A 24,433-nucleotide genomic window follows, 5' to 3' on the forward strand; every position below is an offset into this window, starting at 1 on the left:
GTTACCTCACCGGCTCGGGTGCCACGAAGCTGTCGCCACCGCTGCCTTGGAAATCCACTCTCAACACCAGCGGACGGCCTTGTGCATCCAGCGGCATCAACTCCACCCGACGGTTGACGATGCGATCCTGCTCGCTATCGCTGGGCAGGATCGGCAGTTCTTTACCCAGCGGCGCCTTTTTGATCCGCGAGCGATCCAGGCCATTTTCTTGCAGGTAATCACTGACCTGGTCCATGCGTTTTTCGGCCAGAGCGCGGTTGTAGTCCTTACTGCCCAACTGGTCGGTAAAGGCCTGAATACTGATCTGCAACGCCGGATACTGCTTCAGAATGACAAGATTGCGGTCGAGACGCTTCACTTCATCCTCAATCAGACCGTAATCATCAAAACCGAAATACAACGCCGGCTCCCAGAGCTGGCCTTTCGACTGGGCCGCCAGCGCCGTGACCATTACCATGCCGGTGTTAGTCACGGAAGCTTTTACCGGACACACTTCTTCGTACTCGGCATACAGTGCTTCAGTACTGACACAGCCAGACAAACCTGCCGCCAGCATCATGTATGCCGCCATGACCAAACGGTTCATCGCGCGTCTCCCATATAACTGCGCTGGCCGGCAGCCTTGCTTCCCAGCCAGCCCAGATCATCTTCATCAAACTTGTATTCCAGGCCGATATACAGGCCTTCCACGTTATAGCCTTCCGGATCCAGGTCATCATCGCGGAAACCGGAGAAATTGTAGCCAACGCCCATACGCAGATTGCGGCGCACCAGGGCGTTGACGCCAACGCCAAAGCTGTAGCGGCGTTCGCTGACTCCTTCAGTGGTCAGCGCGCCGCCATGCAGATCCAGATCAAAACGACGAGAAATGTCCCAGATAATACGGCCATCGGCCACATAGGCATCGGTATCCACATCCAGATTTCCCAGCTCAGTCTGTTGCCACTTGGCGCCAATGCGGCCGGAGAAAATCCAGTCGTCGTGGGGCTGAAAATTATGGTGGTTGGAGAGGATGTGTACGCGCCGATCACTGGCGGCGTCGCCGCCCCACTGGGTTTTCCATTTGTACATGAACAGCATGTGGTGGCGGTTGTCCAGACGCGGGCGGCGAGCCATGCCCAGGGTGACGATATTGTCGCCCTGCTTGGGCTGGCCATCGAAGTATTGCAGCCGCAGGTCGTCACGTACCACGGCAGACCAGTCCAGATTGACGCGCCAGATGTTGGCAGCACTGAAGCCGTAGTAGGTGCGCTCATCGCCGAAGCGGGTTTCCACCCGGCCCAGAGTGCGGCGATTAGGGTTACGTTTGTCTTCTGCCGCCAGCGACAGGGCAGTGGAATCCTGACTGGCATTACCCTCCAGGGTTTCAATCCATTCCGCCGACGGGCTGAAAGTCAGGCCCGGTTCGATTTCGAAGTGCGAACGTACCCCGTTGGCTGCCGCCACATCACGACCATCCTGGGCACCGCGCAGGCGGTACTCGGAAAATACATCGGTGCTGCGGCTGAGCGCGGAACGGACGCCAAAGGTGAACTGGCGGGTCTCCACCTCGTTGTTCAGCAGATTGACACCACTGAGACTGTTGATCAGCTCATAGCGGCTGTAGAGGCTGGTCTTGTCAGTAATACCCAGGTCCGCATCGGCGGCAATACGGCGTCGATCACGGTCATTGAAGGCCTGCTCGTATTCCGAGCCCACGGTCAACGGCTTGCCGAACAGGCGCGTCCCCTGGCTGGCACCCAGAACCCAGGTTGCGAAGCGGTCTTCCCCTTGGTCATCTTTCTGCTCGATGCCCCGGGCCCCGGCACGTAACTGGGTGGCACCGATCTGTTTCTTGCCGATCAGACCCAGGCTACTTTGCGCGTCGTCGTTTTCCAGGGACTGGGAATGCACGGCTTCCACCTGGGCGGACAGACTGCGCGACAGCACCTGCTCGTGATCCAGACGCATTTCTTCCCGGGATTCAGCAATGCCCGCCGCCGGATTACGGAAACCCTCTTCCGCCCGGGCCCAGCGAAGATCGGTGCTGGAGCCATCCTGCCAGCGCCATTGGCTGCCCAGGCTGATCGCCCCCCCTTCGCTATCGTCATCATTGTTTTCCATGGTGGCTGACGACGCATAAATACTGTTCTGATCGGTGAGGGCGTACTCCGCAGCCACGCTACTCAGGTCGAAGCCTTCGCTTTCATGCTCGTCGCGGGTGCGGCTGGCGCTGACAGTCAGCTTGTCATTGAGTTGGTAGCGGAAGCGGGCGCCGAGCACGTTGTATTCCTCGGCATCAGAGGCTTCCACGTTATAGCTGGCACGGATGAATACCGGATTCAGGTTTTCATCCACGGTGGGAATGACGTCATGAAAACGGATATCGCCAGTGAAGTAATTCACCGAGTAATCCACGTAACGGGTCAGTGGCTGAGTGGAAATCACCAGCCCCGGATTGCCGCGATCGCGGACAATCAGCTCCAGGGTTTCGCTGTCGCGAGCCGGACGATTGGCCAGGGTGAACAGCAAGGCGGTACCGTTACCGGGAATTTCCTCGCTGACTTGTTCGTATTCCGGCCGGGCGCCGAACACCTGGAAGCGGGCTCGATCATTTTCATAAATGGCGTTCAGACCGGTGAGGGTGCGTTGCACCCGACCAAGATCCTGGAAGTCGTAATTGGGGTCGGTCAGGTAGTCGCCCCACAACAGACTGCTGCGATCTTTTTCCAGCTTGGCGTAGAGTTTGCTGCGGCTGCGGGCATCATAACCGCGCACCGAGGCATCGCCGGCGATGGGATAGGAGTCTGACGGATTCAGGTCGCGGCGAATTTCTTCATCATCGTCCAAATCATTATCCGTATCGTAGGCGAGCGTCAGGTGAGCACCACCGCGCACCGCCCCTTTGAGGAAGACGGCACCGTTAGCATCCAGACCTTCTTCAGGCAGTGAATCGCCGATGTCGGTAGGCGCATTGCCGTTATCACGCAGATTTGCACCAAAGCCCTGACGCAATTGCACATAGCCGGTGGCGACCAGAGGCCGCATGGGCGCTACCTGCTCGACTCGCGCCGTGGCGACAAAGTCTTCTACCAGGGCTCGTAGCCGGATCGGCCCGGTGTATTCGGTGCTGCGCAGGTGAATCATCCCTTCACCGTCGCTGACCCGTATCTGGTGGCCAGGGTTGTCCGGTTGCAGATCCTCTTCCAGCCAATCGCCCCTGTCATGTTCCAGAGTGACAAAATAGGTGCCCCGCGCCGGGTTACCACGGGCATCGAGCATTCGCACCCTGATCGCCAGCGTGGAACGACCGCCATCCGCCGCCAGGGTATCTTCTGCCGGTTCCAGTTCCAGGCTGCGCGGCGCTTCCGGGCGCAGGATCTTGGTACTGGCAAGCACCCGTTCGTTACCGAAGGGGTCCAGGGCTTTTACTTCAACCTGATTGTCACCCTCATCCAGTGATACACCATACCAGCTCAGCACCTGGACCTTTTCACGACGGTTCAGCACTTGCTCACCCAATTGGCTGCGCGGCACCTTCTTGCCTTTCACGTACAGCTCCGGCTCCACACCGGCGCGCACTACCACCTGCAAACGACCATCCCGACTGATACCGTCCTGCGGCCATAACCAGGTACCGGCGACGCCCTGCTCGCGCGTCACTTTTGCTGCCATGTCCTTGGTCTCGCCCATCTGGGCGTCGGCCACCGGATCCATGTTTCTCTCCAGGCCGGTAGCCGGCTGGCTGCGGCTGACCTGATCCCAGACTTCCGCCAGGTTGGCATCGCCGGTTTGGGTGTAAACACCACTGCCCAGATCGCCGCCGCCATCGGCCTGGCGCAGACGGTTATTCACGTTGTTCTGGCGCAGTGGATCGAAGCGGGCCGCCTCATCCAGCATCCAGTCACCGGAGAGTGACGCATTACGGGCTTTCAGATTTTCGACGATGGCGTCACGCTGGTCCGCAGGCGGGCACATGGCGGCGAAGTCTGCACGGTGGTATTCCCCCGGGCGCAGATCCAGGAAGCGGCTTTGTGGATCTGCAGCATGGCGATTATCAATGGGCTTGAGTTTCAGCCCTTCAGGCAACGTTAGCGGATCCACCTTGATGGTATGCAGTCCCGGGCGCAGGCCATAGAGGCTGTATTGCCCGTTTTCATCGGTGATCACCCAGGAGCCGTCAGACAAATACAGCTTCACCCCGCCCACCGGGTATTCGCCGTCGTTCTGCAGATTGTTACAGTCGTTATCCACGTAGACCTTGCCAAACACCATGGCCCGGTCCGAGAGTACGCCTTCGCTACGCACCTGGACTTTCGCTTCGCCCTGATTGGAGAAGTAAGTGAACCCGGAAGCGTTGTTGGCCTGAGCCGTGGCACGGTTGATGCCGTCACTATCCACGGCGCCGGCTGACAGGCGCAGGCCGTAATGCAGGGTCACCGTGCTGCCTGGCTGCAATGGCAACGGCTGAGGCCCGCTGGCGGTCTGTTGCTGGACCAGGAAGGTCAGTTGATTGCCGCCGTTGTTGGCAGGCGCGGGAATCTCGATGCGCTGATCGTTGATTTCCAGCCAGGCACTGTCCTCGATATAACGGAACCCATAAGGAAGGCGATCAACGATGCGGGCCGCGAACAACTCACCGTCATGGTTGCTGGTGATATCAATACGGTAGGCCAGCACATCACCCACACCCGCCCGCTCCGCTTCTACCTGTTTGTCCAGCACCAGTACCCCGGCGGCTGTCGCAGCGGACGGGTCCAGGGGAATATCCACAAACACATCAGCCAGCCCAAGCAGAAACGCGCCCTGGTTATCCACGCTGGCCATTCGTGCCGCTGCCCGACCCACCGGTGCTGCAGCCGGGTCATAGCCGCCGAGACCGTAGGAACTTTCCGAGATATTGGCAAAAAAGGTTTTTGCTGCATCCGGTGAAACAGTGGAAGGAAAGGTGTAGCCCGGGGGGGGCACCACGTCCAGATAATAACAGTGCCCCGGCGTCGCCAGCGGGAACTGATAACGCCCTGGCTGCTGAGTATTATCCGCGGCAGTGGTGTTGGTGTTTTCCCTGGGCAGAATCTCGCCAGTAAAAGGATGCAGCCCACGCTCGTAGGCATTTTCCGGCAAGGCGGCACAGCTGGCGGCACCGGTATCAACCAAGGGCTGGCGAGACTGAAACAGCGTCACCACCGCATCCGGCAAAGGACGACCATTACTGGAATCGTACACCGTTCCTGCCGGATCTACTGCCGCCAGAGCCGTGACAGTCTGCACATTCACCACGCTGCCATCCGGACCGAAGGTCGGCACGGTGAAGGTGGCGGTGATGCGATCTTCCGGCCCCGTCTGCAGCACACAGCCAAGGCCCAACACTTCGTTCAGGGTTGTGCTGCCGGAATATTGCACCAGATTGTTTGCATTGGCCGTTGCCGGGCACAGACCACCGCCCCCGGAGCGCGTCTCGTTGAGAGAGAACGGGTACACACTGCGGAATACCCCGGTGTTAACCCCGGTCTCCTTGACCGCCATGAGCAAGGTATCACCCGTCAATCGGGAGGTTAGCGAGACTTGCAGCAGCCGCGCCCCACCCGGGGTGGTCTGCACAAAGTCCTGATCGGCCAATACCTGGTTCAGTTGGGAAGCCGTGAGCCGCAGGTAGACCCCGTCCAGCAGAATGCGTTGGCTTTGTTCCGGCAACAGGGGATAAATGGCGGCATCGACAAAATCGCTGTCTTCACTATGGACAGGCGCACGGTTCTGCTGGAAGACCGCATTCGAAGGGCGCTGGAAAGTAATACCCGGTGACAGGGTGGCCGCAATGCGATGGCAGACCCGGTTACTTTGCACATCGGCCAGGCCGTCGCCCTGCAGATCCACAAAGGCGCGGTTGAATAGCATGGTGCCCTGGGTCAGCCCGCTGTTGATCTGCACCTGGAAGGCAAAGCCACCACTCTGGTTATTGCGAATCTGATACGCCGGAATCAACAGCCCCAGACGATCTACCGTGCCGCTGCCATCCCAGTCGTCATAACGCTGCCAGACATCTTGCCCATCACCGGCAAAGTGCACCAGAGCTTGTGCCTGAAGTGGCGCGATATTGTTGATCGCCGCAGGCATCAGGCTGACGTTACCCGGCAGGGAGTCTTCGATCAGTACGCCCTGCTCCTGTTGCCCGGAAACCTGCAGCATTCTTTCTACCGGCGCGGTGTTACCCACATTGGTGACCGACACCTGATAATCCAGTATCGCGCCTTCTGGCTGCGGCAGATCACAGCTCTGACTGGAAGACTTGCTGAGTACCAGAGCGGCGCCATCGCCAATCACAATCCGATCCAATGCCGTATCGATCAGAGTGCTATCCAGCTGCGACTGACCCTGCAATGACAAGCGGATTTCATCGCCGGTCTGCAAGAATGCCGGCACCGTGCCACTGATAACCAGGTTGACAGTCTGTCCCGCCGGCAAGGAGGTAATCTCCGTGATAGCCGGCTCGCCAGGATCGGCGATCCCGTTGCCATTGATGTCGCGGTAGACCCTCAGCACCTGCAGATCGCCCGCATCGCCACCCAGGTTAGCCAGGGTCAGAGTGTAGCTGTCGGTCACATTACCGGTATTGGTGAGCGTATGTTCGATGCTGACGGACTGGCCCGCCGAGGCCTGACGAGTCTTGCCCTGGTCCACCTCAAAGGCGGGGCTTTCTCCAACCATGACCCGGGAAATATTGGAGCGCACCACAACAACCTGCTCTGTCAGCGGATCGAAATAGCGCATTTCTGCCTGGTTCAACAAGGCTGTGCCTGGCGCCGTGGCAGCATGTAGCAGCACGCTGGTCAAGACCAGCATGCTGACAACAGCAATGCGAAGGGCGGCAAGCAATTTCATTAAGCGTTCAGTACCCGTTGTTATTTGCCTCAGGGGCTTTTCCAGACCCGGCGCACCGGCCCTGGAAAAGCCCTCCCCCGAAGGGGAGGGCAATGCCTGGGGGAGCGTTAGTTCACTTCGACACAGAACTGGGTACGGGCACTGTCGCCCGACACCAGCTGGCCAATTTCCCACTCCACCACCGGCAGAGTGCCGGTATTGGCTGTGGTGGCGCTGTCAGAAGCGCGCACCGCGTCGTCCGCCGCCTGGAAGGTGGTGAACTCGGTGGTCTCATCAGTGATCACCACATTTTCTGCAGTGGTTGCCCCTTCGTTGGTGGCGGTCAGCTGCCACACAACACACTGGCCGGGTTCAACCTGGGTGGATTGCACGGGCTCAAAGCCACCAGCAGGCCAGGTACCACCCGCACAATCACACGCCGCATCAACGGCTGCCTGTTTGTCCAAACGCACCTGACCCACCACCACTTCCGTGGTGTCGGTGGCGGTATCGGACACATTGGCGTTACTGGCGGTCAGGGTGTAGCTGTCCACGGTACCGGCAGGCGCATTGGACGGCGCGAATACGGTGACGCGAACATCCAGACGCTGACCCGGCTCCAGGGTGACCAGAGGATTGGCACCTGCGTTATTGATATCCACGAGGATGGTGTTGCCATTGGGCGTGCGCACTGCCACATCATTGGCGGTGGGCAGGTTATCCAACTGCACCCAGGCATCCGGGGTACCGTTACCGGTGGTATCGATAAACAGCTGGGTGTTGTTGTTCCAGCCATCTGCAGCCAGGGAGTTGGCCGCGGTGATCTCTACCGCTTCGGAGGTGTTGCCGCCGTTGGCAATCACATGGGTGTAGTCCACGTTCCCGCCGGGCTGTACCTGGTTGGCACCATCCGGAGACACGGTGATATTACGGTTGGCAATCACATCCACCGCATCCAGTTTCTGGTCGGTGATCGTGCCGTCAGAGGAAGACACCACAGTGAAGCGAATCGGATAATCGCCATCGCTATCGTTGGTATTCACAGTACCTGCGCCAGTGAAATCTGCTGCTGCCTGAGCCACATTGGATGACACCTGCACGTCAGCCTGGTACTGGTACACCGCGCCTGCAGGCAGGCTGGGGGTTGCGGTTACCACATTACCGGCATTACTGGTGTTATCGGCAGTACCATCAGCATCGGTATCCACACCGACCTCACGGAAGGTCACCGCCCAGCCAGCAGGCAGGTCCGCACCCAGGGTGAAGGATTGGGCATTACCTGAGTTGTTGGCCACGAACAGCGGGAAGGTAGCAATGCCGCCAACAGCGACTTCCGTAGTCGTGGTCGGGGCTGCCGCATTAAAGGCATCCGCATCGATAACCGCGTCAGTCAGATCTGCAGAATGACTGTTGGCCAAATCCACAGCCGGCGCCACGATTTCAGTCAGCACTTCCAGCTTGTCATCACTGACGCTGTTGTCACCAAAGGAAGTGGCCACCATGGTTGCCACGAACGGGCCAGTGCCACTAACACCTGCCGGCAGCTGAGCACGCACGGTAATGCGGCGATCGGCGCCCGCTGCAATGGAGCCGGTATCCGGTACGCCATTGCCGTTGGTGTCAGTCAGCTGGGTATTGTTGGTTGCGTTCCAGAAGGTGAACAGCGTCCCTGCCGGGTAGGACTGTGCGCCGGCCGGAACCGTGCCAGCACCTGCGTAACCGGCGCCCGCATCGTTACCGATACTGAGATCAAACACATCACTGCCGTTACCGTTGTTGGCAACGATATTGGCAAACGCCACCACGGCGCCAGAGTTTGCTTCATCCTGCAAAGCGATATCGTTCAGCGTGGCATCGGCATCGGCCGCATCGCCAGTGTCCGTTGCATCCACCGCATAAACCTGCTGGATGGTAGTGGTGGTGGTGTTGGAGGTAGACGGATCATCCGGGATGTTATCGCCATCCAGATCCCCTTCTGCCGCAAAGGTGTTGCGGATCTGGGTGCCAGAGGCCAGGGTGCCGTCAAAGTCGACCTTATAGACAACGGTCACGGTGGTGTTAACGCCCATGATGGCATCACGGAAGTTGATACCTTTGAGGGTTTCACCCGTGGTGCCGTTACCATCCAGGTCCACTCCCGCCGGCTCAGTCACATCGGCCAGGTCAGCAATACCCGCATAGGAATGCGGCAGCGCCTGCAAAGCACCGGTGCTGTCCAGCCACTGGTCACCACTGGAGGTGAGCAAACCGTTTACAGAAACGATTTCCGCAAAGGTGGCGTTGGCAGGAATCGGATCGAAGATATCCACGTCTTGCGCAGCTCGACCACCATTGTTCTTCACTTCCAGGGTGTAGGTAATGGTGTTGTCGTTAAAGTTCGGCACCGCGGTCTTGCTCAGCTGCAGTACCGCATCGGTGGTCACCGTCACCACATTGTTGTTGGTGTCGTTACCGTCCGGGGTACTATCACCGTCAGCGTCATAGGTAGCGGCATCGCCGTTTGCACCGATATCCTCAACGGTGCCTGCACCACCACCGACAGATTCCACCAGCAGGGTGGACTCGATGGTATCGCCGGCACCGGCACCCGCCGGCACAGGTACGGCAACGATCAGCTCAGCCTGCTGGCCGGCATTCAGATTGACCGTGTTCACCGCAGCCTCACCAGCATCCGGTACGCCATTGCCGTTGGCATCCAGGTACACGGTGTAGGTGGACGCGCCAGTGGCAGCATCCAGCCCGGCCAGGCCGTCAACGCTGAAGGAATCATCGGCGTTACCGGTGTTGGTCAGCGTATGGGTGAAGTAGACAGTTTCACCGGGCGCACCGGACTTGCTGCCGTCATTCTCCAGGGTGGCCGCATACACTTCGGCCACGGTTACCGTGGATTCATTGGACTGTGCCGAATAGCTGTTGCCATTGGCGTCCTCGTAGGTCACTGTCGCCCGGTTGTTAATGTCGGTCCCGGCAGGCGTCAGAGCCAGTGTTTGCCCGGCGGCAAGCACCAACCCCAACCCCATCGCTGAGGCGGACACACGCGCAGACAACAGGCCCTTTTGAAAGGCAAGTTTCATGGCTGTTTCCTTTAATTGGAGTTTAAGTTCGGACTACTTCTGATCTGAAAGCCTTGCCAGAGCGACCCTCCACACATGGTGTGAGCCACTCCCCCAGTGCGACACAAGTCGCTCGCACAAGACTTCCCGGGCCCGGGAGGGCCCTGATCATGTTCCCCCGGTTATTGCACCTTTACCCGGTACCGGTATTCCAGTACCTGGCCCGGCTGGATTCCGTTTTCCGGAACCCAGCGCAGCTGGGTGTAATCACTGGGAGCAACAATGATGTTCTTTGACTGGCCGTCAGGACCGGTCGTTGTTCTGGTTACAGGCTCAAGCTCAAAGCTGCTGCCATCGTCAATGCTGACAGTGAATTCAGCATTCACATCCGCAGAGGCGGAGTCTTTGAGGTAGGCGGTATTGGCGGGAATTGGCCCGGTGATTTCCAGGCCGGAAAGCGGCTGTTCCGCTTCGTTGGTATAGACCAGTCGATATTCGATCACATCACCCGGAGAGGCTTCTTGCGTAGCAATCATCTCTTCCTGGCCATTTTTTTCAGTGACCAGATAGGTGTCCATCTTGCTGGACAGTGGGCCATCCGCCCACAGAGTGGTTGTCCAGAACAGCAAAGCCCCAAGAATAATGCGGTTCATCTCGTGATCCCCTATGATCTTGGCAGGCTTCTTCCTTCTGGCCCCAACACCAGCTCGCAGGCATCCTGCCGAATTTAATATGCCAATAATTGGCTATTTGGCGATTTAGTCACATACATAATGTGACAGAGTTTGAATTTTGCACGATTTTTGTGTTGTTTTCATGTGAACTTTGTAAAAGAATAACCCCATATTCTTACATTTTGACCGACATCAATAAAAAACTAAGCAAAAACAATGGTATTTCGAGTACCCCCAAAACAGTAAGCCCATAAAAAAACCCGCCGAAGCGGGTTTTTTTATGGGCTTACTGCAGGGCTACTGCCCTTGTGACCCCTTCAGGTAGCGGAAGAACTCGCCATCCGGCTCCAGAATCAACACATCTTCCTTGTCCTTGAAGCTCTCCTTGTAGGCCTGGAGACTGCGGTAGAAGCGGAAGAACTCCTTGTCCTGGTTGTAGGCCTCAGCGTAGGTCGCAGCGGCCAGCGCGTCACCCTCACCACGGGTGGCCTGGGACTTCCGGTAGGCTTCGGCAAGGATTTCACTGCGCTTGCGGTCCGCACCGGCCCGGATTTTCTCCGCTTCCTCGCGACCCTGGGAACGGTGAGCCGCCGCATCCCGCTGGCGCTCGGCACGCATACGGTCGAACACCCGGCCACGTACCTGGTCCGGCCAGTCCACCTGTTTCACCCGGATATCCACCACTTCGATACCCAAATCTTCCATGGTGGACTTGTTCACTTCCGCACGAACCTGATCCATCAGCGCTTCGCGCTGGTCACTGGCCATTTTTCCGTCGGCAGCGTCACCGTTCAGCGTTTCGCCCTCTGCTGCACGGATGATGGATTCGTCCAGCTGATTCTTCGGCACCTCGGTCACTTCGCCGGTGACCGGGTCGCGCAGCAGCGCTTTGTCGCCTTCCAGTTTTTCCACGTTGCTTTCACCTGCAACCACCTGGAACACCGTGCGTGAGGCAAACTCGTTACGCAGGGCTTCATTGACCCGTGGGTCCAGCAACTGCCGAGCGCGGCCCTCCATTACCTGAGCATTGGAAGAGCCACCGCCCACACTGACGATGTAACGCTGCACATTATTGATCCGCCAGACCACAAAGGCATCCACATTGAGCAGCTTCTTCTCTGCGGTCAGGAAAGACTGGGTAGCCACGTCGTACACCAGGGCACGACCGTCCACGCGGACCACTTCTTCGACCATAGGCCACTTGAAGTAGATACCCGGTTCGATATCGGACTTGTCGATCCGGCTGAACTGCTTGAGTACCGCTTTTTCGGTCTGGTTCACAATAAAGAAGGAATCCAGCGCCAGCAGCGCCAGGACACCCAACGCCAGCAGCGCCAACCATCCACGATTATTCATTAGCGCAACTCCCCGTTTCGTGTGCTGTAGAGGCTGCGAGACGCCTCGCGGCCACTGCCGCCGTCATCCGCACCGGCCGATGATGGGCTGCTCGAGCTGGCACCGTTTTGCTGCGGCGCCCTGGCCTTGCTGGCACCGCCCTTGACCAGCTGTTCCAGTGGCAGATAAATCAGGCTGTTGCCCTTATCCACATCCACCATCACCTTGCTGGTGGCGCTGTATACCTGGGTCATTGTCTCCAGGTAGAGACGCTCACGGGTCACTTCCGGCGCCTTGCGGTATTCCGCCAACAGGTCGGTAAAGCGCTCCGCGTCACCTTTGGCGCTGTCGATCAGACGGTTTCGATAGGCTTCCGCCTCTTCTTCCAGACGCCTGCCCTCACCCCGGGCCTGAGGGATAACCGAGTTACGGTAGGCTTCCGCTTCCTTCTTGAAGCGATCCTCGTCTTCCTTGGCCCTGGACACATCGTCAAAGGCATCACGTACCGCATCCGGTGCCTGGGTCTGATCCAGTACCACCTGCTTCAATACCAGGCCGGTATCGTAACGGTTCAGGTACTCATCCAGACGCTCACGAACCTTCACCCGGATCGCTTCCCGGTTGTCCTTGAGCACATCATCCATGGTCGCGGAACCCACCACATGGCGCAGGGCCGAGCTGGTGGCGTGCTCCAGAATGGTTTCCGGACGGGCCACCTTCAACAGGAAGGGAATCGGATCCAGCACCTGGTACTGCACCTGCAAGGTCACGCTGACAATATTGGTGTCGCGGGTGAGCATCGCCTCAGTAATGTCGTAGCGGCGATTTTGCTCCACGTCGACCTTCTGGAATTGCTCGATGATCGGCGCACGCCAGCGAAGACCGGGATCCACGGTGCGGTTGTATTCACCAAAACGCAGCACCACGGCGCGTTCGCGCTGATCCACCTGGAAAAAGCCGACCAGGGCGTAGACCACCACGCCGATTACGGCAGCGATAATCAATACCGGCCAGGGGGAACCGCCCCCACTGCCGGAGCTACCGCCGGACTTGCCGCCCTTGCCACCGAATACGCTGTTAATTTTTTCTTTCAGATTCTTCAGGGCTTCATCCAGATCCGGCGGCCCCTGGTCACCGCCTCCACCCCAAGGATCCTTCGGCTTGTTGCCGCCGGGTTCATTCCACGCCATGTAGGTCTCCAATCGGTCAGGGCGCTGAGCCCACCGGATTATTGATGGCTCGCATCGTGCGAGCGTTGTGAATTGTAGGAAGGGCCGTCATCCCCTGCAACCGTAGGAGCCGGCACCACCAGTTCTTCCTCTGTCAGCCCCTGCTCACGCAAGAGCCGCTCAAAATGTACCCGGTTCACATTGATGCGCAGGAGCATGCTGCCATCCAGCGCTGCCTGCTCTTCCAGCACCTCACCGGCCTCGTGCAGGCGGGCGCGCAGGCGGCCGGCGGACGCGGGCAAACGCACCCAGCAATCCACCCAACCTGCGGCCAGTCGTTCGGCAATGGCCTGGAACAGCAGATCAAAGCCATCACCGGTCTGCGCGGAAATCCACACCCGCCAGGGATGGCCATGCTCATCCCGGTCAATTTTCGGCGACTGGCCCAGGTTGTCGACCTTGTTGTAAACGTGCAGAACCGGCAGCTTGTCGCCACCGATTTCTTCCAGCACCTCATTCACTGCCGCCACATTACTGTCACGCTCTTCTGCGCTGCAGTCTGTCACGTGCAGCAGCAAGGTGGCGTTAACGGTCTCTTCCAGGGTGGCGCGAAACGCCTGCACCAGCCGGTGGGGCAAATGGCGAATAAAGCCCACCGTATCCGCCAGAATCGCCGGCCCCACGCCCGGCACCTTTACCTTGCGCAGGGTCGGATCCAGAGTGGCAAACAGCTGATCCGCCACATAGACATCACCGGTGGTGATGGCATTGAAGAGAGTCGATTTCCCCGCGTTGGTGTAGCCCACCAGGGAAATTAGCGGCGTTTCGGAACGCTGGCGAGCCCGACGCCCCTGAGCGCGCTGCTTGCGCACCTTCCCCAGACGCGACTCAATGCCACGAATACGATCACGCAGCAGGCGACGATCGGTTTCCAGCTGGGTTTCCCCGGGACCGCGCAGACCGATACCGCCCTTCTGCCGTTCCAGGTGAGTCCAGCCTCTGACCAGCCGGGAAGACAGATGCCGTAACTGAGCCAGCTCTACTTGCAGGCGACCTTCATGGGTGCGGGCACGCTGGGCGAAGATATCCAGAATCAGGCCGGTACGATCCAGTACCCGGCATTTCACCACTCGCTCCAGGTTGCGTTCCTGGCCCGGGCTCAGAGCATGATTGAACAGCACCACATCCGCGTTGATTTCCGCCACCAGCGCTGCCAGCTCTTCTGTCTTGCCGGAGCCGATAAACAGGGCAGGATCGGGCCGATCACGCTTGCCGGTCAACTCCGCCGCCGGCTCCACGCCACTGGAGGTGACCAGATGATAAAACTCATCCAGATCTTCGCGTCCCATGGCATCGGGCAAATCCAGGTGCACCAGAATAGCGCGCTCACCGGCGCCGGTTCTGGTCTGCTCTGTACGATCAAATAGGTCCATAGAGGCCTGATATGGGGGATGAGACCGCCAGTTTAAACCAGTCAGAGGAAGAAGACAGGGAAACCGGCATGAAAAGTACCGATCGGAGGCGTTAACGCGGCCACAACGCAAAGAGCCACCCGAAGGTGGCTCTTTGCAGGATCTGCGGCAGCGTTACTGGTTGCCGAAGCCCTCATCGGCAGCAGGAACGGCGGTGCCGCCTGTACCGGTGGTAGTCATGGCCGGGTTACCGCCGCCACGGGGGTTGCGGGCAGGCACGACGGTGGAAATCGCGTGTTTGTAAACCATCTGACTGACTGCATTTTTCAGCAGCACGACATATTGGTCAAAAGACTCAATCTGCCCCTGGAGCTTTATTCCGTTTACCAGAAAGATAGATACCGGAATACGCTCTTTACGAAGCGCGTTGAGAAAAGGGTCTTGTAGCGAGTGCCCCTTTGACATGGCAAGTCTCCTTGAAATAACAGTAAAAAGTAGTGCCCAACACTTCGGGCAATCAGCGCTGTAACACAGTGAAACCGTCCCATACGGTCACTGCCTTCGCCCGATGCGCTATCGGGCAAATTTTTGTCAACAACCCGGCAAATTGGTTCCAGGTGCCGACACAACACATTTGCGCCGTGCTTCTCAAATCGCCGCAGAATGGCTCAAAATCGATGATCGGCGAATTATAAACCAAAAAGTCCAGTAACAGGGCTAACTAAACACAGATTTACAGATCTTCGCAAGCTGCTCGACTAGCGCCCGCCGCTGTGACGCATCGTTACTGTCGAAGCCGTGCAGATACGGCCATTTACGCAGCCAAGTGAACTGTCGTTTGGCCAGTTGCCGGGTAGCGATAATCCCCCGTTCCACCATGCTTTCATAATCATACTGGCCGTCCAGATAGTCCCATACCTGCCGATACCCCACCGCCTTCATGGCCGGCAGATCCCGATGGATTCCGGGCAGCTGTCGCAGTGTCTGCACCTCGTCCACCAACCCCTGCTCCAGCATCTGCCGGAAACGGTGCTCGATCATGTGGTGCAGCCAGGCCCGATCCGGTGGCAGCAGGGCCGCACTGTAAACCGGCCAGGGCAAGGCACTGAACTCACTCAGACCATCCCGGTTCTGTGTGACAGTTGTATGATGATCCGCGTGAAAAGCGGACAGGGGCCGACCGGTTAGCCGATAGACTTCCAGTGCCCGCTGCAGGCGCTGGCGGTCCGTGGGTTTGAGCCGCTCGGCGCTGACCGGGTCCACCTGGGCCAGTGCCGCATGCACCGCCGGCCAGCCTTCGCGTTCGGCCAGGGCGGCAATATCGGCACGCACCGCCGGGTCCGCTTCCGGCAGAGGCGCCAGTCCCTCTACCAGCGCCTTGAAATAGAGGATGGTGCCACCGACCAGCAGGGGCAGCTTGCCGTTGGCATGGATCTGTTCGATTTCCTGCAGGACATCGGCGCGGAAATCCGCCGCCGAATACGGCGCATCCAGCTCGCGGAAACCCAACAGCCGATGCGGCGCCGCCGCCAGCTCCTCATCAGAGGGCCGAGCCGCACCGATGTCCAGCCCCCGGTAGACCAGCGCTGAATCCACATTGATGATGTCGATGGGCAGGGTCTGCGCCGCCTCGATGGCCAGTGCAGTTTTGCCGGAACAGGTGGGCCCCATCAGCAAAAGAACCGGCATGGCACAGGGTGTTCTGTCGCGTCCGGCGTCCACCTACTGCCCCCGCATGAACAACCGATCCAGATCTTTCAGGCTCATCTGGGTCCAGGTGGGACGGCCATGGTTGCACTGGCCGGAGCGCTCAGTCGCTTCCATATCGCGCAGCAGGGCATTCATTTCCGGGATGGTCAGCCGGCGGTTGGCGCGCACACTGCCGTGACAGGCCATGGTGGAGAGCAACTCATCCAGCTTCTGTTCTATCCGTTCGCTGCTGCCCTGGGCCAGCAGGTCGGACAAGACATCGCGCACCATGGCTTCGCTGTCACTGTCGCGCAGCATGGCCGGCACTTCCCGTACCACCAGGGTCTCCGGCCCGGCGCGGTCCACCATGAACCCCAGGCGGGAAAACACCTCGGGTTGCTGCTCGGCAAAATCCGCTTCCCGGGAGGACACCGCCAGCGACACCGGCACCAGCAATGGCTGGCTGCGCACCTTGTCATCGGACCAGCTCTGTTTCAGCCGCTCGTAGGTAATGCGCTCGTGGGCGGCATGCATGTCCACCACCACCAATCCCTGCTGGTTTTCAGCGAGAATAAAGATGCCATGCAACTGCGCCACCGCATAACCCAGCGGCGGCACGGTTTCCTGCTCCGAGGCCGGCGGCATGACCGGGTTTTCAGCCACCCCGGGGCGCACCAGGGCCCCGTAGGCGTCCGCCTGCCGCTGGCCCTGACCATAGCCGAATCCGTTGGCCGGCGGTGATGCATAGGAAGGCCGACCCGCCGGGGCGGACAGAGACATGCTGGCCTGACTGGGCTCCATGGCCGGCATCACCGGCTCACCTTCGTCCACCACACTGGCGGCCAGTGACTGGCCCGGGCGCACTTCGGCGATGGCCCGATGCAGGGAGCTATAAAGGAAGCCGTGCACCATGCGCTGCTCGCGAAAACGCACCTCGTGCTTGGTGGGATGTACGTTCACATCCACCTGCGCCGGGTCCAGCTCCAGAAACAGCACATAGGCTGGATGGCGACCGTGATAAAGCACATCCGCGTAGGCCTGACGCACAGCGTGGCTGACCACCTTGTCGCGAATCACCCGACCATTCACATAGAAATACTGTAGATCCGCCTGGGAGCGGGAAAACGTCGGCAGCCCCATCCAGCCGTGCAGACGAATGCCATCGCGTTCCACGTCCACCGGAATCGCCTGCTCCATAAAGCCCTTGCCGCACAGCTTGGCCACCCGCGCCGCGCGCAGGGTGTCATCCAGCCCGGCGGGCAACTGGTGGATCACCTTCTGGTTGTGGGTCAGCCGGAAAGCGGTATTGAACTCGCTGAGCGCAATGCGCCGGAACACTTCTTCCAGGTGATTGAATTCGGTTTTCTCGGTGCGCAGGAAACGACGCCGGGCCGGCGTGTTGAAGAACAGGTCGCGCATGGTCACGGTGGTGCCGCGCGGGTGCCCGGCCGGGGTGACCGAGGGAGCCATGTCGCGCCCTTCCACCTGCACCTGCCAGCCTTCTGCTTCGCCCTCCACGTTGCTGGCCAGGGTCAGCCGGGATACCGAACTGATTGCAGCCAGGGCCTCGCCGCGAAACCCCAGGGTGCCGATGGCTTCCAGATCGTCGAGTCCACGGATCTTGCTGGTGGCATGGCGGGACAGGGCCAGGGGCAGATCATCGCGATCAATGCCGCTACCGTTATCGCGCACCCGTACCAACTTCACACCACCCTGCTCCACATCCACGGTAATGGATTCCGACCCCGCATCCAGCGCATTTTCCAGCAGCTCTTTCAATACCGAGGCAGGACGTTCCACCACCTCACCGGCGGCGATCTGGTTGGCAAGGCGGGAATCAAGCAGCTGGATCTTTGTCACGGGCGTCTCTGTTGATGGAATTCAGGTAAAGATTACAGGTAATGCCAAAGCGATCGGACAGCCCGTTGGCAAGACGCGAGTAACGAGAAGCGAACGCCAAAACGTTTTGCTTTTCGAAACTCGCGACTCGTCACTGGCAACGTGTGTGCAATGATCGCTCCCGCACATCGTTCGCCACACTAGGAGGTCTTCACGAACCGGGAATTTTCAGCACCTGGCCGACCACGATTCGATCCCCATTCAACGCATTGACGCTACGGATCGCTTGTTCGGAGACGCTGTACTGACGAGCGATTTCCGAGAGTGTATCACCGGGCTGGATACGATACTGCTCGCCGTGCTCACGGCGCTGGGCCGCATACCAGCTATGCGGTGCCGGGTGATTGCGGAAATAGGCATCCACCCCGTTGACGATAGAGCGGGCCAGTTTGCTCTGATGGGCGGAGGAGCGCAGGTTGCGCTCCTCCTTCGGATTGGAAATAAAACCGGTCTCCACCAGGATCGAGACCATTTCCGGCTCCTTGAGCACCGCAAACCCGGCCTGCTCCACCCGGTCCCGGTTACCGTGCAGCTTGGTCACCTTGCCCATTTCTCCCAGCACCTGCCGACCCAGGTAAAGGCTGCCGGCCATGGAACCATTCATGCGCAGGTCCGCCAGCACGCTGAGCAAGGAGCTGTCGTCCTTTTCCTCTTCGTAGACCCCGGCCACCCGGTCGGATTCGTTGGCAATCTTGGCAAGATAGCGGGCCCGGGCGCTGGTGGCACCACTGCTGGACAGGGCAAACACGGAAGCACCGTTGGCGCGGGCATCGGTGAAGGCGTCCGCGTGGATGGAAATAAACACATCCGCCCCGTGATCTTCACGGGCGATGCGGCGACGCTCGGCGAGAGGCACATAATAATCCCCGTCACGAACCATCACCGCCCGCATACCGGCCTGATCATTAACCTGCTTTTCCACCTTCTTGGCGATCTGCAGCACCAGGGTCTTCTCGTAAACACCGCTGGGCCCGCGAGCCCCCGGATCTTCACCACCATGGCCTGCATCAATGGCCACCACCATCAATCGAGGCTCGCTGGGTGCCTCCTTTTCCTTCACCGGTTCCGGACTGGTTTTGGCAGCACTTTGTAGTTCGCTGTCGAACAGATCCACCACCAGACGCCAGCCATGGGGCTCGATGGGTTTGAGCAGATTGGTACGGGTTCGCACACCGTTTTTCATGTCGAAGACAACACGGGTCTTGTCGCTATGCTTGCCCACACGAATATTGGCAATGGGGCTGCTGGCGTAATCCAGGGTGTTGACGTCGAAACCCAGGCTGGCATCCAGCAGATCCAGCACGATGCGATCCGGGTTGGCCAGCTTGTCGAGTTTGTGATCCACCGGGGCGGGCAGATCAAACACTATGCGAGTGTGGTCCGGGGCCCGGTGCAGACGCACCGAATCAATGTTGGTCTGGGCAAACCCCAGGCTGGCCCAGAAGCCACTGAGCAGAAGCACAAACACTGCGGTAAGGTTTTTCTTATTGTCACGATGCGTCATAGGCCCAATCCAGGGTCGCCTTTCGTCCACGGCCGTTGACGGCCAGTGTAATGGTCAAATCCGGTGAAGGCACCACCCCGGCGCCCCGCTCCGGCCACTCCAGCAAGCACAAGCTGTCGGAGGAGAAATAATCCCGTACGCCTATCAACTCCAGTTCTTCCGGGTCGCCAAGACGATACAGGTCGAAGTGATAGATATGGACGCCGCCAAGCTCGTAGGGTTCCACAATAGTGTAAGTCGGGCTCTTTACCGCCCCCTCATGACCCAGGCCTCGCAGCATTCCGCGCACCAGGGTGGTCTTGCCGGCGCCCAGGTCCCCTTCCAGATAAACGCAGCCTCCACCGCTCAGACGGCGGGCCAGACGGGCCCCCAACGCCAGGGTGGCAGCTTCATCGGGCAACTCCACATGCTCAACAGTCATCTACGCTCTCGTCATTCAGCCAGACAGGTTTCATTCAGCTCGGCGCGCAAATACGGCAACAGATCCGTGGCCAGCATACCCCGTGGACCACACCGGGCTGCACAGGCGTCAGCGGCGCGGGCGTGAATCATGGCCCCCAGCCGGGCCGCATCATAGCCTGTCAGGCCTTGGGCGCGTAAGGCGGCAATCACGCCGGTGAGCACATCGCCCATACCGCCGGAGGCCATTCCCGGGTTGCCGTCACGGATCAGGGCGCAACTGCGCTCGCCTTGTCTATCCTCGCCCTGAATCAGGGTACCGAGCCCTTTCAGCAGAACCGAGCCGCCGTAACGGGCCGTCAGGGTTTCCAGGGCAGCAAAGCGGTCCTGCTGAATATCCTTTGCAGACCCACCAAGCAGCCGCCCGGCCTCACCAGGGTGAGGGGTCAGCACCCAGTTTCCCTGACCAATGCGGTCATCGTCCGCCATTAGCGTCAATGCATCCGCATCGATCACCAGCGGCTTGCCGCTTTCCAGCGCCAGGGCCAACAGGGCACGCCCCCAGTCATCGCGCCCCAGGCCCGGGCCAATGGCGATAACACTGGCCGCCGCCAGCAAGGACGCCGCGTCGCTGGCATTGTCCACTCCGCGAACCATGATTTCCGGCTGCCGTGTGAGCGCCACTGCCACATGATCCGGGCGGGTAATCAGGCTGACCTTGCCCGCCCCGCAGCGGGCGGCGGCCTGGGCGCTCATCACTGGCGCACCGGCAAAACCGTGGTCTCCGCCGATGACCACCACATGGCCGTAGTTGCCCTTGTGACCATCAATCCGTCTCGGCGGCAGCAAGGCATGCAGGTTGGCGGGCACCGGCACCCGGCAATCCGCTGGCACTTGGGAATACACGTCCCGGTCAACCTGCAGATCAAAAAAGCACAGTTCACCGCTATACACCGGCCCCTGCCCGGTCAGCAGGCCACGCTTGAGACCAATAAAGGTACAGGTCAGATCCGCCGCCAGCACCGCCCCCAGCGGCATGCCGGTATCGGCCCCCAGGCCGGAGGGAATATCCAGCGCCAGGCGCGGCACCGGCAAGGCATTCAGGGCGGTCAGCAAGGCCGCCATTTCATCGCGTAGCGCACCACTGAGGCCGGTACCCAGCAGGCCATCGACCAGCAGGTCCATCCCCCCGGGAAGACGATCCAGCGTCAGTGGCGTCATGGGGATGCCGGCATCCCGGCAGCGTTCGGCCATGGTCAGGGCGTCACCCTTGAGCGTTTCCGGTGGCGTGGTGAAATGGATCTGTGGTGCCAGCCCGGCAGCATGGGCCAGGCGCGCCACCACATAACCATCGCCACCGTTATTGCCACCGCCACACAGCACGGCGATCTGCCGGGCTTCCGGCCAACGCTCACACAACGTATCGAAAGCCGCCTGCCCGGCACGGGCCATCAGTTCGGCACCCGGGGTGCCGGCGGCAATCGCCAGTCGGTCCAGTTCGCGGGTCTGGGCGGCGGTATAGAGAGCCTTCGACAGTGTCGTCATGTTACCCTTCATCGTTCATTTCCCGGCATTATATCCCTTCAAACCATGGACCTGCAGGCACTGAAAGAAAAGATCCAGCTCTGGGGGCGCGAGCTCGGCTTCCAGCAGATAGGCATTGCCGACACGGATCTGCGCGCCGCCGAGGCAGACCTGAAAGCCTGGTTGGAAAAAGGCTACCAGGGCCAGATGAAATGGATGGCCGCCCACGGCAACAAACGCTACCGGCCAGAAGAACTGGAACCGGGCACCCTGCGGGTGATCTCAGCGCGGATGGATTACCTGCCGCCGGATACGCAACCGGTGAAGATACTGCAACAGAAAGACAAGGCCTATGTGTCCCGCTACGCCCTGGGCCGCGACTATCACAAACTGATCCGCAAGCGCCTGGCCATCCTGGCCGCGCGTATTCGCGAGGAAGTGGCCGACAGTGAGTTGGCCCGGGCCTTTGTGGACAGTGCCCCGGTGATGGAAAAGCCCCTCGCAGCCAAAGCCGGGCTGGGCTGGCAGGGCAAGCACACCCTGGTGCTGAATCGGGAAGCGGGCAGCTGGTTCTTTCTCGGCGAGATCTACACGGATATTCCTCTGCCGGTGGATCAGCCCGGTGAAGATCACTGCGGCAAATGCCGGGCCTGCATCACCGTCTGCCCCACCGACGCCATTGTCGCCCCCTATGAGCTGGATGCCCGGCGCTGCATTTCCTACCTGACCATCGAGCATGAAGGCAGCATCCCCGAAGACCTGCGCGAAGGCATCGGCAACCGTATCTTCGGCTGCGATGACTGCCAGCTTATGTGCCCTTGGAACCGCTTTGCCCAACACACCGGCGAAGGCGACTTTCACCCCCGCCACGGGCTGGGCGATAGCGATCTGGTGACGTTGTTTTCCTGGAGCGAGGAAGAATTTCTGGAGCGCACCGCAGGCAGCGCCATTCGCCGGGCCGGGTATCGCAAGTGGTTGAGAAATATTGCCGTGGCGCTGGGGAATGCGCCGGGATCAGAAGAGATTGTGCAGGCGCTAAGAGACAGGCGGGACTTTCCGGACGAGACAGTGCAAGAGCATGTGTGCTGGGCGCTGGAGCGACACACCCAAACATAATATCCCCTCCGCAGGAGCGGCGCTCTCTGTGCCCTGTGGGTATGAGCCGCGAATCGAGCGTAGCGAGGATCCTGGTTAGTCTTTCCCGGGACTCTTCGCGGCTCAAGCGCCGCTCCTACGGCAACAGGGAAGCTCTCTCCACCACTGGTGGCACCAACAGTTTTGCGTGCCAGCATCAGCAATAAATAAAATGCTCGCGGTAGTACTGCAGCTCGGCGATGGATTCGCGGATATCGTCCAGCGCCAGATGCTTGTTGTCCTTCTTGAAGCCCGGCAGAATCTCCGGCTTCCAGCGTCGCGCCAGCTCCTTCAGCGTGGACACATCCAGGTTACGGTAGTGGAAGAAGGCTTCCAGTTCTGGCATGTAGTTGGCCAGAAAACGGCGATCCTGGCAGATGCTGTTGCCACACATGGGTGACATACCCGCCTCCACATGCTCCTTCAGGAAATCCAGTGTCTGGGCCTGGGCCTGCATCTCGCTGATGCGGCTCTCCTTTACCCTGGCCACCAGCCCGGAATTATTGTGGTGCTCGGTGTTCCACTCATCCATGCCATCCAGCAGGGCATCACTCTGATGCACCGCCAGCACCGGCCCTTCGGCCAGCGGGTTCAACTGGGCATCGGTGACAATGGTGGCGATTTCGATGATGCGATCGTTGGCCGGGCTCAGGCCGGTCATTTCCAGATCGATCCAGATCAGATTGTTGCGCTTGTCAGTCATGGGCATTCCGTATCATGGCTTTATGCCGACATGGTAGCATGCGGCCACCAATCAACCGGAATACCTCGTGGCCAAACGCAAGCTCAACCGACGCCAACAGTGGCGTATTGAAAAAATCCAGGCGGAAAAACGCGATCGGGCACAGCGACGCAACGCGGAGCTGGAGACCCTGGTGGCGGACGATCTCGGCGACGAGCAGACCGGCACCATCACCGCCCACTTCGGCCAGCAGGTGGGCGTGGAAAGTGCCGATGGCGAATCCATGCGCTGTCACTTCCGCGCCACCCTGGAACAACTGGTGGTGGGCGACCGGGTCATCTGGCAGCCGCCGAAAAGCGAAGGCCTGGGCGTGGTGGAGGCCATCGAGCCACGGCATACGGTACTGAAACGGCCGGACATGTACGGCAACCTGAAACCGGTGGCCGCCAATGTGGAGCAGATGCTGGTGGTGTTTGCTCCCTTGCCGACGCCTTCCAGCGCCCTGCTGGACCGTTATCTGGTGGCGGCAGAACTGTCTGACATTCCCGCCACCCTGGTGCTCAACAAGGCTGACCTGATCGATGAGGAATTGCGCCCCTTTATTGACGACATGAAGGCGCTTTACCAACGGCTCGGTTACCCGGTGCTGGAAGTCAGCGCCCATGACAGCCTAGGCCTGGCGCCGTTACAGGAGGCCCTGGTCGGCAAGACCAGCGTGTTCGTGGGGCAATCCGGGGTGGGCAAATCCTCCCTGGTCAATGCGGTGCTGCCAGAGGCTGACCTGCAAGTGGGCGACCTGTCCGCCAGCTCCGGCCTGGGCCAGCACACCACGGTAACCGCACGGCTATTTCACCTGCCCACTGGTGGCGAGCTGATCGACTCCCCCGGTATCCGCGAGTTCGGCCTCTGGCATATCAGCGAAGATGAGCTGCTGCACGGTTACCGGGAATTGTCCGACCTGGCCGGCCACTGCAAATTCCGCAACTGCTCCCACCGCAACGAGCCCGGCTGCGCCCTGATCATGGCGGCGGAAAGCGGCGAGATCAGCGAAGAACGGCTGGCCAACTTCTACCAGATTGCCGACACCCTAGATGAGGACGGGCGGGAGAGATACTCCTGACG

16 protein-coding genes are annotated in these 24,433 nt (G+C 59.9%); 2 read left to right on the plus strand and 14 right to left on the minus strand.

All coding sequences use genetic code 11. The annotated features are described in order from the left end of the window. Position 1: 1 nt before the first annotated feature. The 13 genes from T9A_RS03285 to T9A_RS03345 all read right to left on the minus strand — a co-directional run bounded on the left by T9A_RS03285 (position 2) and on the right by T9A_RS03345 (position 21,516). On the minus strand, positions 2-586 hold the full coding sequence (locus T9A_RS03285) for an OmpA family protein (RefSeq protein ID WP_035245034.1): 585 nt from the start codon (positions 584-586) through the stop codon (positions 2-4). After that, positions 583-6,858: a hypothetical protein gene (locus T9A_RS03290; RefSeq protein WP_052042461.1), complete on the minus strand. Its 6,276-nt coding sequence runs from the start codon at positions 6,856-6,858 to the stop codon at positions 583-585. The genes T9A_RS03285 and T9A_RS03290 overlap by 4 nt, the downstream gene beginning before the upstream one ends. A gap of 107 nt (positions 6,859-6,965) precedes the next feature. Next, on the minus strand, positions 6,966-9,911 hold the full coding sequence (locus T9A_RS03295; RefSeq protein WP_035245036.1) for a beta strand repeat-containing protein: 2,946 nt from the start codon (positions 9,909-9,911) through the stop codon (positions 6,966-6,968). Between the two features lie 161 nt (positions 9,912-10,072). After that, the gene (locus tag T9A_RS03300; protein WP_232221988.1) at positions 10,073-10,543 is read right to left on the minus strand and encodes a hypothetical protein; all 471 of its coding nucleotides are present in this window, start codon (positions 10,541-10,543) and stop codon (positions 10,073-10,075) included. A gap of 318 nt (positions 10,544-10,861) precedes the next feature. Then, positions 10,862-11,920: a protease modulator HflC gene (hflC, locus tag T9A_RS03305; protein WP_035245038.1), complete on the minus strand. Its 1,059-nt coding sequence runs from the start codon at positions 11,918-11,920 to the stop codon at positions 10,862-10,864. After that, on the minus strand, positions 11,920-13,089 hold the full coding sequence (gene hflK / locus T9A_RS03310; protein ID WP_035245040.1) for an FtsH protease activity modulator HflK: 1,170 nt from the start codon (positions 13,087-13,089) through the stop codon (positions 11,920-11,922). Before hflK ends, hflC begins: the two co-directional genes overlap by 1 nt. 38 nt (positions 13,090-13,127) lie before the next feature. Beyond that, the gene (gene hflX / locus T9A_RS03315; protein ID WP_035245041.1) at positions 13,128-14,501 is read right to left on the minus strand and encodes a ribosome rescue GTPase HflX; all 1,374 of its coding nucleotides are present in this window, start codon (positions 14,499-14,501) and stop codon (positions 13,128-13,130) included. 153 nt (positions 14,502-14,654) lie between these two features. Then, on the minus strand, positions 14,655-14,945 hold the full coding sequence (gene hfq / locus T9A_RS03320; protein WP_035245043.1) for an RNA chaperone Hfq: 291 nt from the start codon (positions 14,943-14,945) through the stop codon (positions 14,655-14,657). 252 nt (positions 14,946-15,197) lie between these two features. Continuing rightward, positions 15,198-16,169: a tRNA (adenosine(37)-N6)-dimethylallyltransferase MiaA gene (gene miaA, locus T9A_RS03325; protein WP_035245045.1), complete on the minus strand. Its 972-nt coding sequence runs from the start codon at positions 16,167-16,169 to the stop codon at positions 15,198-15,200. 33 nt (positions 16,170-16,202) lie between these two features. Next, entirely contained in the window at positions 16,203-18,029 is a 1,827-nt protein-coding gene (gene mutL, locus T9A_RS03330) for a DNA mismatch repair endonuclease MutL (RefSeq protein ID WP_035245048.1), read from the minus strand. A 190-nt stretch (positions 18,030-18,219) separates the two neighbouring features. Next, the gene (locus T9A_RS03335; RefSeq protein ID WP_035245049.1) at positions 18,220-19,572 is read right to left on the minus strand and encodes an N-acetylmuramoyl-L-alanine amidase; all 1,353 of its coding nucleotides are present in this window, start codon (positions 19,570-19,572) and stop codon (positions 18,220-18,222) included. Then, positions 19,559-19,993, minus strand: coding sequence for a tRNA (adenosine(37)-N6)-threonylcarbamoyltransferase complex ATPase subunit type 1 TsaE (tsaE, locus tag T9A_RS03340; RefSeq protein WP_035245051.1), 435 nt, complete (start codon positions 19,991-19,993; stop codon positions 19,559-19,561). Before tsaE ends, T9A_RS03335 begins: the two co-directional genes overlap by 14 nt. An 11-nt stretch (positions 19,994-20,004) precedes the next feature. Next, on the minus strand, positions 20,005-21,516 hold the full coding sequence (locus tag T9A_RS03345) for a bifunctional ADP-dependent NAD(P)H-hydrate dehydratase/NAD(P)H-hydrate epimerase (protein WP_035245510.1): 1,512 nt from the start codon (positions 21,514-21,516) through the stop codon (positions 20,005-20,007). 45 nt (positions 21,517-21,561) lie between these two features. On the opposite strand from T9A_RS03345, the gene queG reads away from it, so the two are divergent. Beyond that, on the plus strand, positions 21,562-22,611 hold the full coding sequence (queG, locus tag T9A_RS03350) for a tRNA epoxyqueuosine(34) reductase QueG (RefSeq protein ID WP_035245053.1): 1,050 nt from the start codon (positions 21,562-21,564) through the stop codon (positions 22,609-22,611). A 175-nt stretch (positions 22,612-22,786) separates the two neighbouring features. Here queG and orn read toward each other — a convergent pair whose 3' ends face one another. Further along, positions 22,787-23,332, minus strand: a complete 546-nt coding sequence (gene orn, locus T9A_RS03355) for an oligoribonuclease (protein ID WP_035245055.1) — start codon at positions 23,330-23,332, stop codon at positions 22,787-22,789. Positions 23,333-23,399: 67 nt separating this feature from the next. Between orn and rsgA the strand changes: the two genes are divergently transcribed. After that, a complete protein-coding gene (gene rsgA / locus T9A_RS03360) occupies positions 23,400-24,431 on the plus strand; it encodes a small ribosomal subunit biogenesis GTPase RsgA (protein WP_035245056.1) in 1,032 nt (343 codons plus the stop codon). Positions 24,432-24,433 lie beyond the last annotated feature (2 nt).

The sequence above is a fragment of the Alcanivorax jadensis T9 genome, assembly GCF_000756655.1.
Lineage (GTDB): Bacteria > Pseudomonadota > Gammaproteobacteria > Pseudomonadales > Alcanivoracaceae > Alcanivorax > Alcanivorax jadensis.

Excerpts from the sequence above, each read along its gene's own strand:
- T9A_RS03285 (WP_035245034.1), bottom strand. The coding sequence starts at position 586 with ATGAACCGTTTGGTCATGGCGGCATACATGATGCTGGCGGCAGGTTTG.
- T9A_RS03290 (WP_052042461.1), bottom strand. The coding sequence starts at position 6,858 with ATGAAATTGCTTGCCGCCCTTCGCATTGCTGTTGTCAGCATGCTGGTC.
- T9A_RS03295 (WP_035245036.1), bottom strand. The coding sequence starts at position 9,911 with ATGAAACTTGCCTTTCAAAAGGGCCTGTTGTCTGCGCGTGTGTCCGCC.
- T9A_RS03300 (WP_232221988.1), bottom strand. The coding sequence starts at position 10,543 with ATGAACCGCATTATTCTTGGGGCTTTGCTGTTCTGGACAACCACTCTG.
- hflC (WP_035245038.1), bottom strand. The coding sequence starts at position 11,920 with ATGAATAATCGTGGATGGTTGGCGCTGCTGGCGTTGGGTGTCCTGGCG.
- hflK (WP_035245040.1), bottom strand. The coding sequence starts at position 13,089 with ATGGCGTGGAATGAACCCGGCGGCAACAAGCCGAAGGATCCTTGGGGT.
- hflX (WP_035245041.1), bottom strand. The coding sequence starts at position 14,501 with ATGGACCTATTTGATCGTACAGAGCAGACCAGAACCGGCGCCGGTGAG.
- hfq (WP_035245043.1), bottom strand. The coding sequence starts at position 14,945 with ATGTCAAAGGGGCACTCGCTACAAGACCCTTTTCTCAACGCGCTTCGT.
- miaA (WP_035245045.1), bottom strand. The coding sequence starts at position 16,169 with ATGCCGGTTCTTTTGCTGATGGGGCCCACCTGTTCCGGCAAAACTGCA.
- T9A_RS03335 (WP_035245049.1), bottom strand. The coding sequence starts at position 19,572 with ATGACGCATCGTGACAATAAGAAAAACCTTACCGCAGTGTTTGTGCTT.
- tsaE (WP_035245051.1), bottom strand. The coding sequence starts at position 19,993 with ATGACTGTTGAGCATGTGGAGTTGCCCGATGAAGCTGCCACCCTGGCG.
- T9A_RS03345 (WP_035245510.1), bottom strand. The coding sequence starts at position 21,516 with ATGACGACACTGTCGAAGGCTCTCTATACCGCCGCCCAGACCCGCGAA.
- queG (WP_035245053.1), top strand. The coding sequence starts at position 21,562 with ATGGACCTGCAGGCACTGAAAGAAAAGATCCAGCTCTGGGGGCGCGAG.
- orn (WP_035245055.1), bottom strand. The coding sequence starts at position 23,332 with ATGACTGACAAGCGCAACAATCTGATCTGGATCGATCTGGAAATGACC.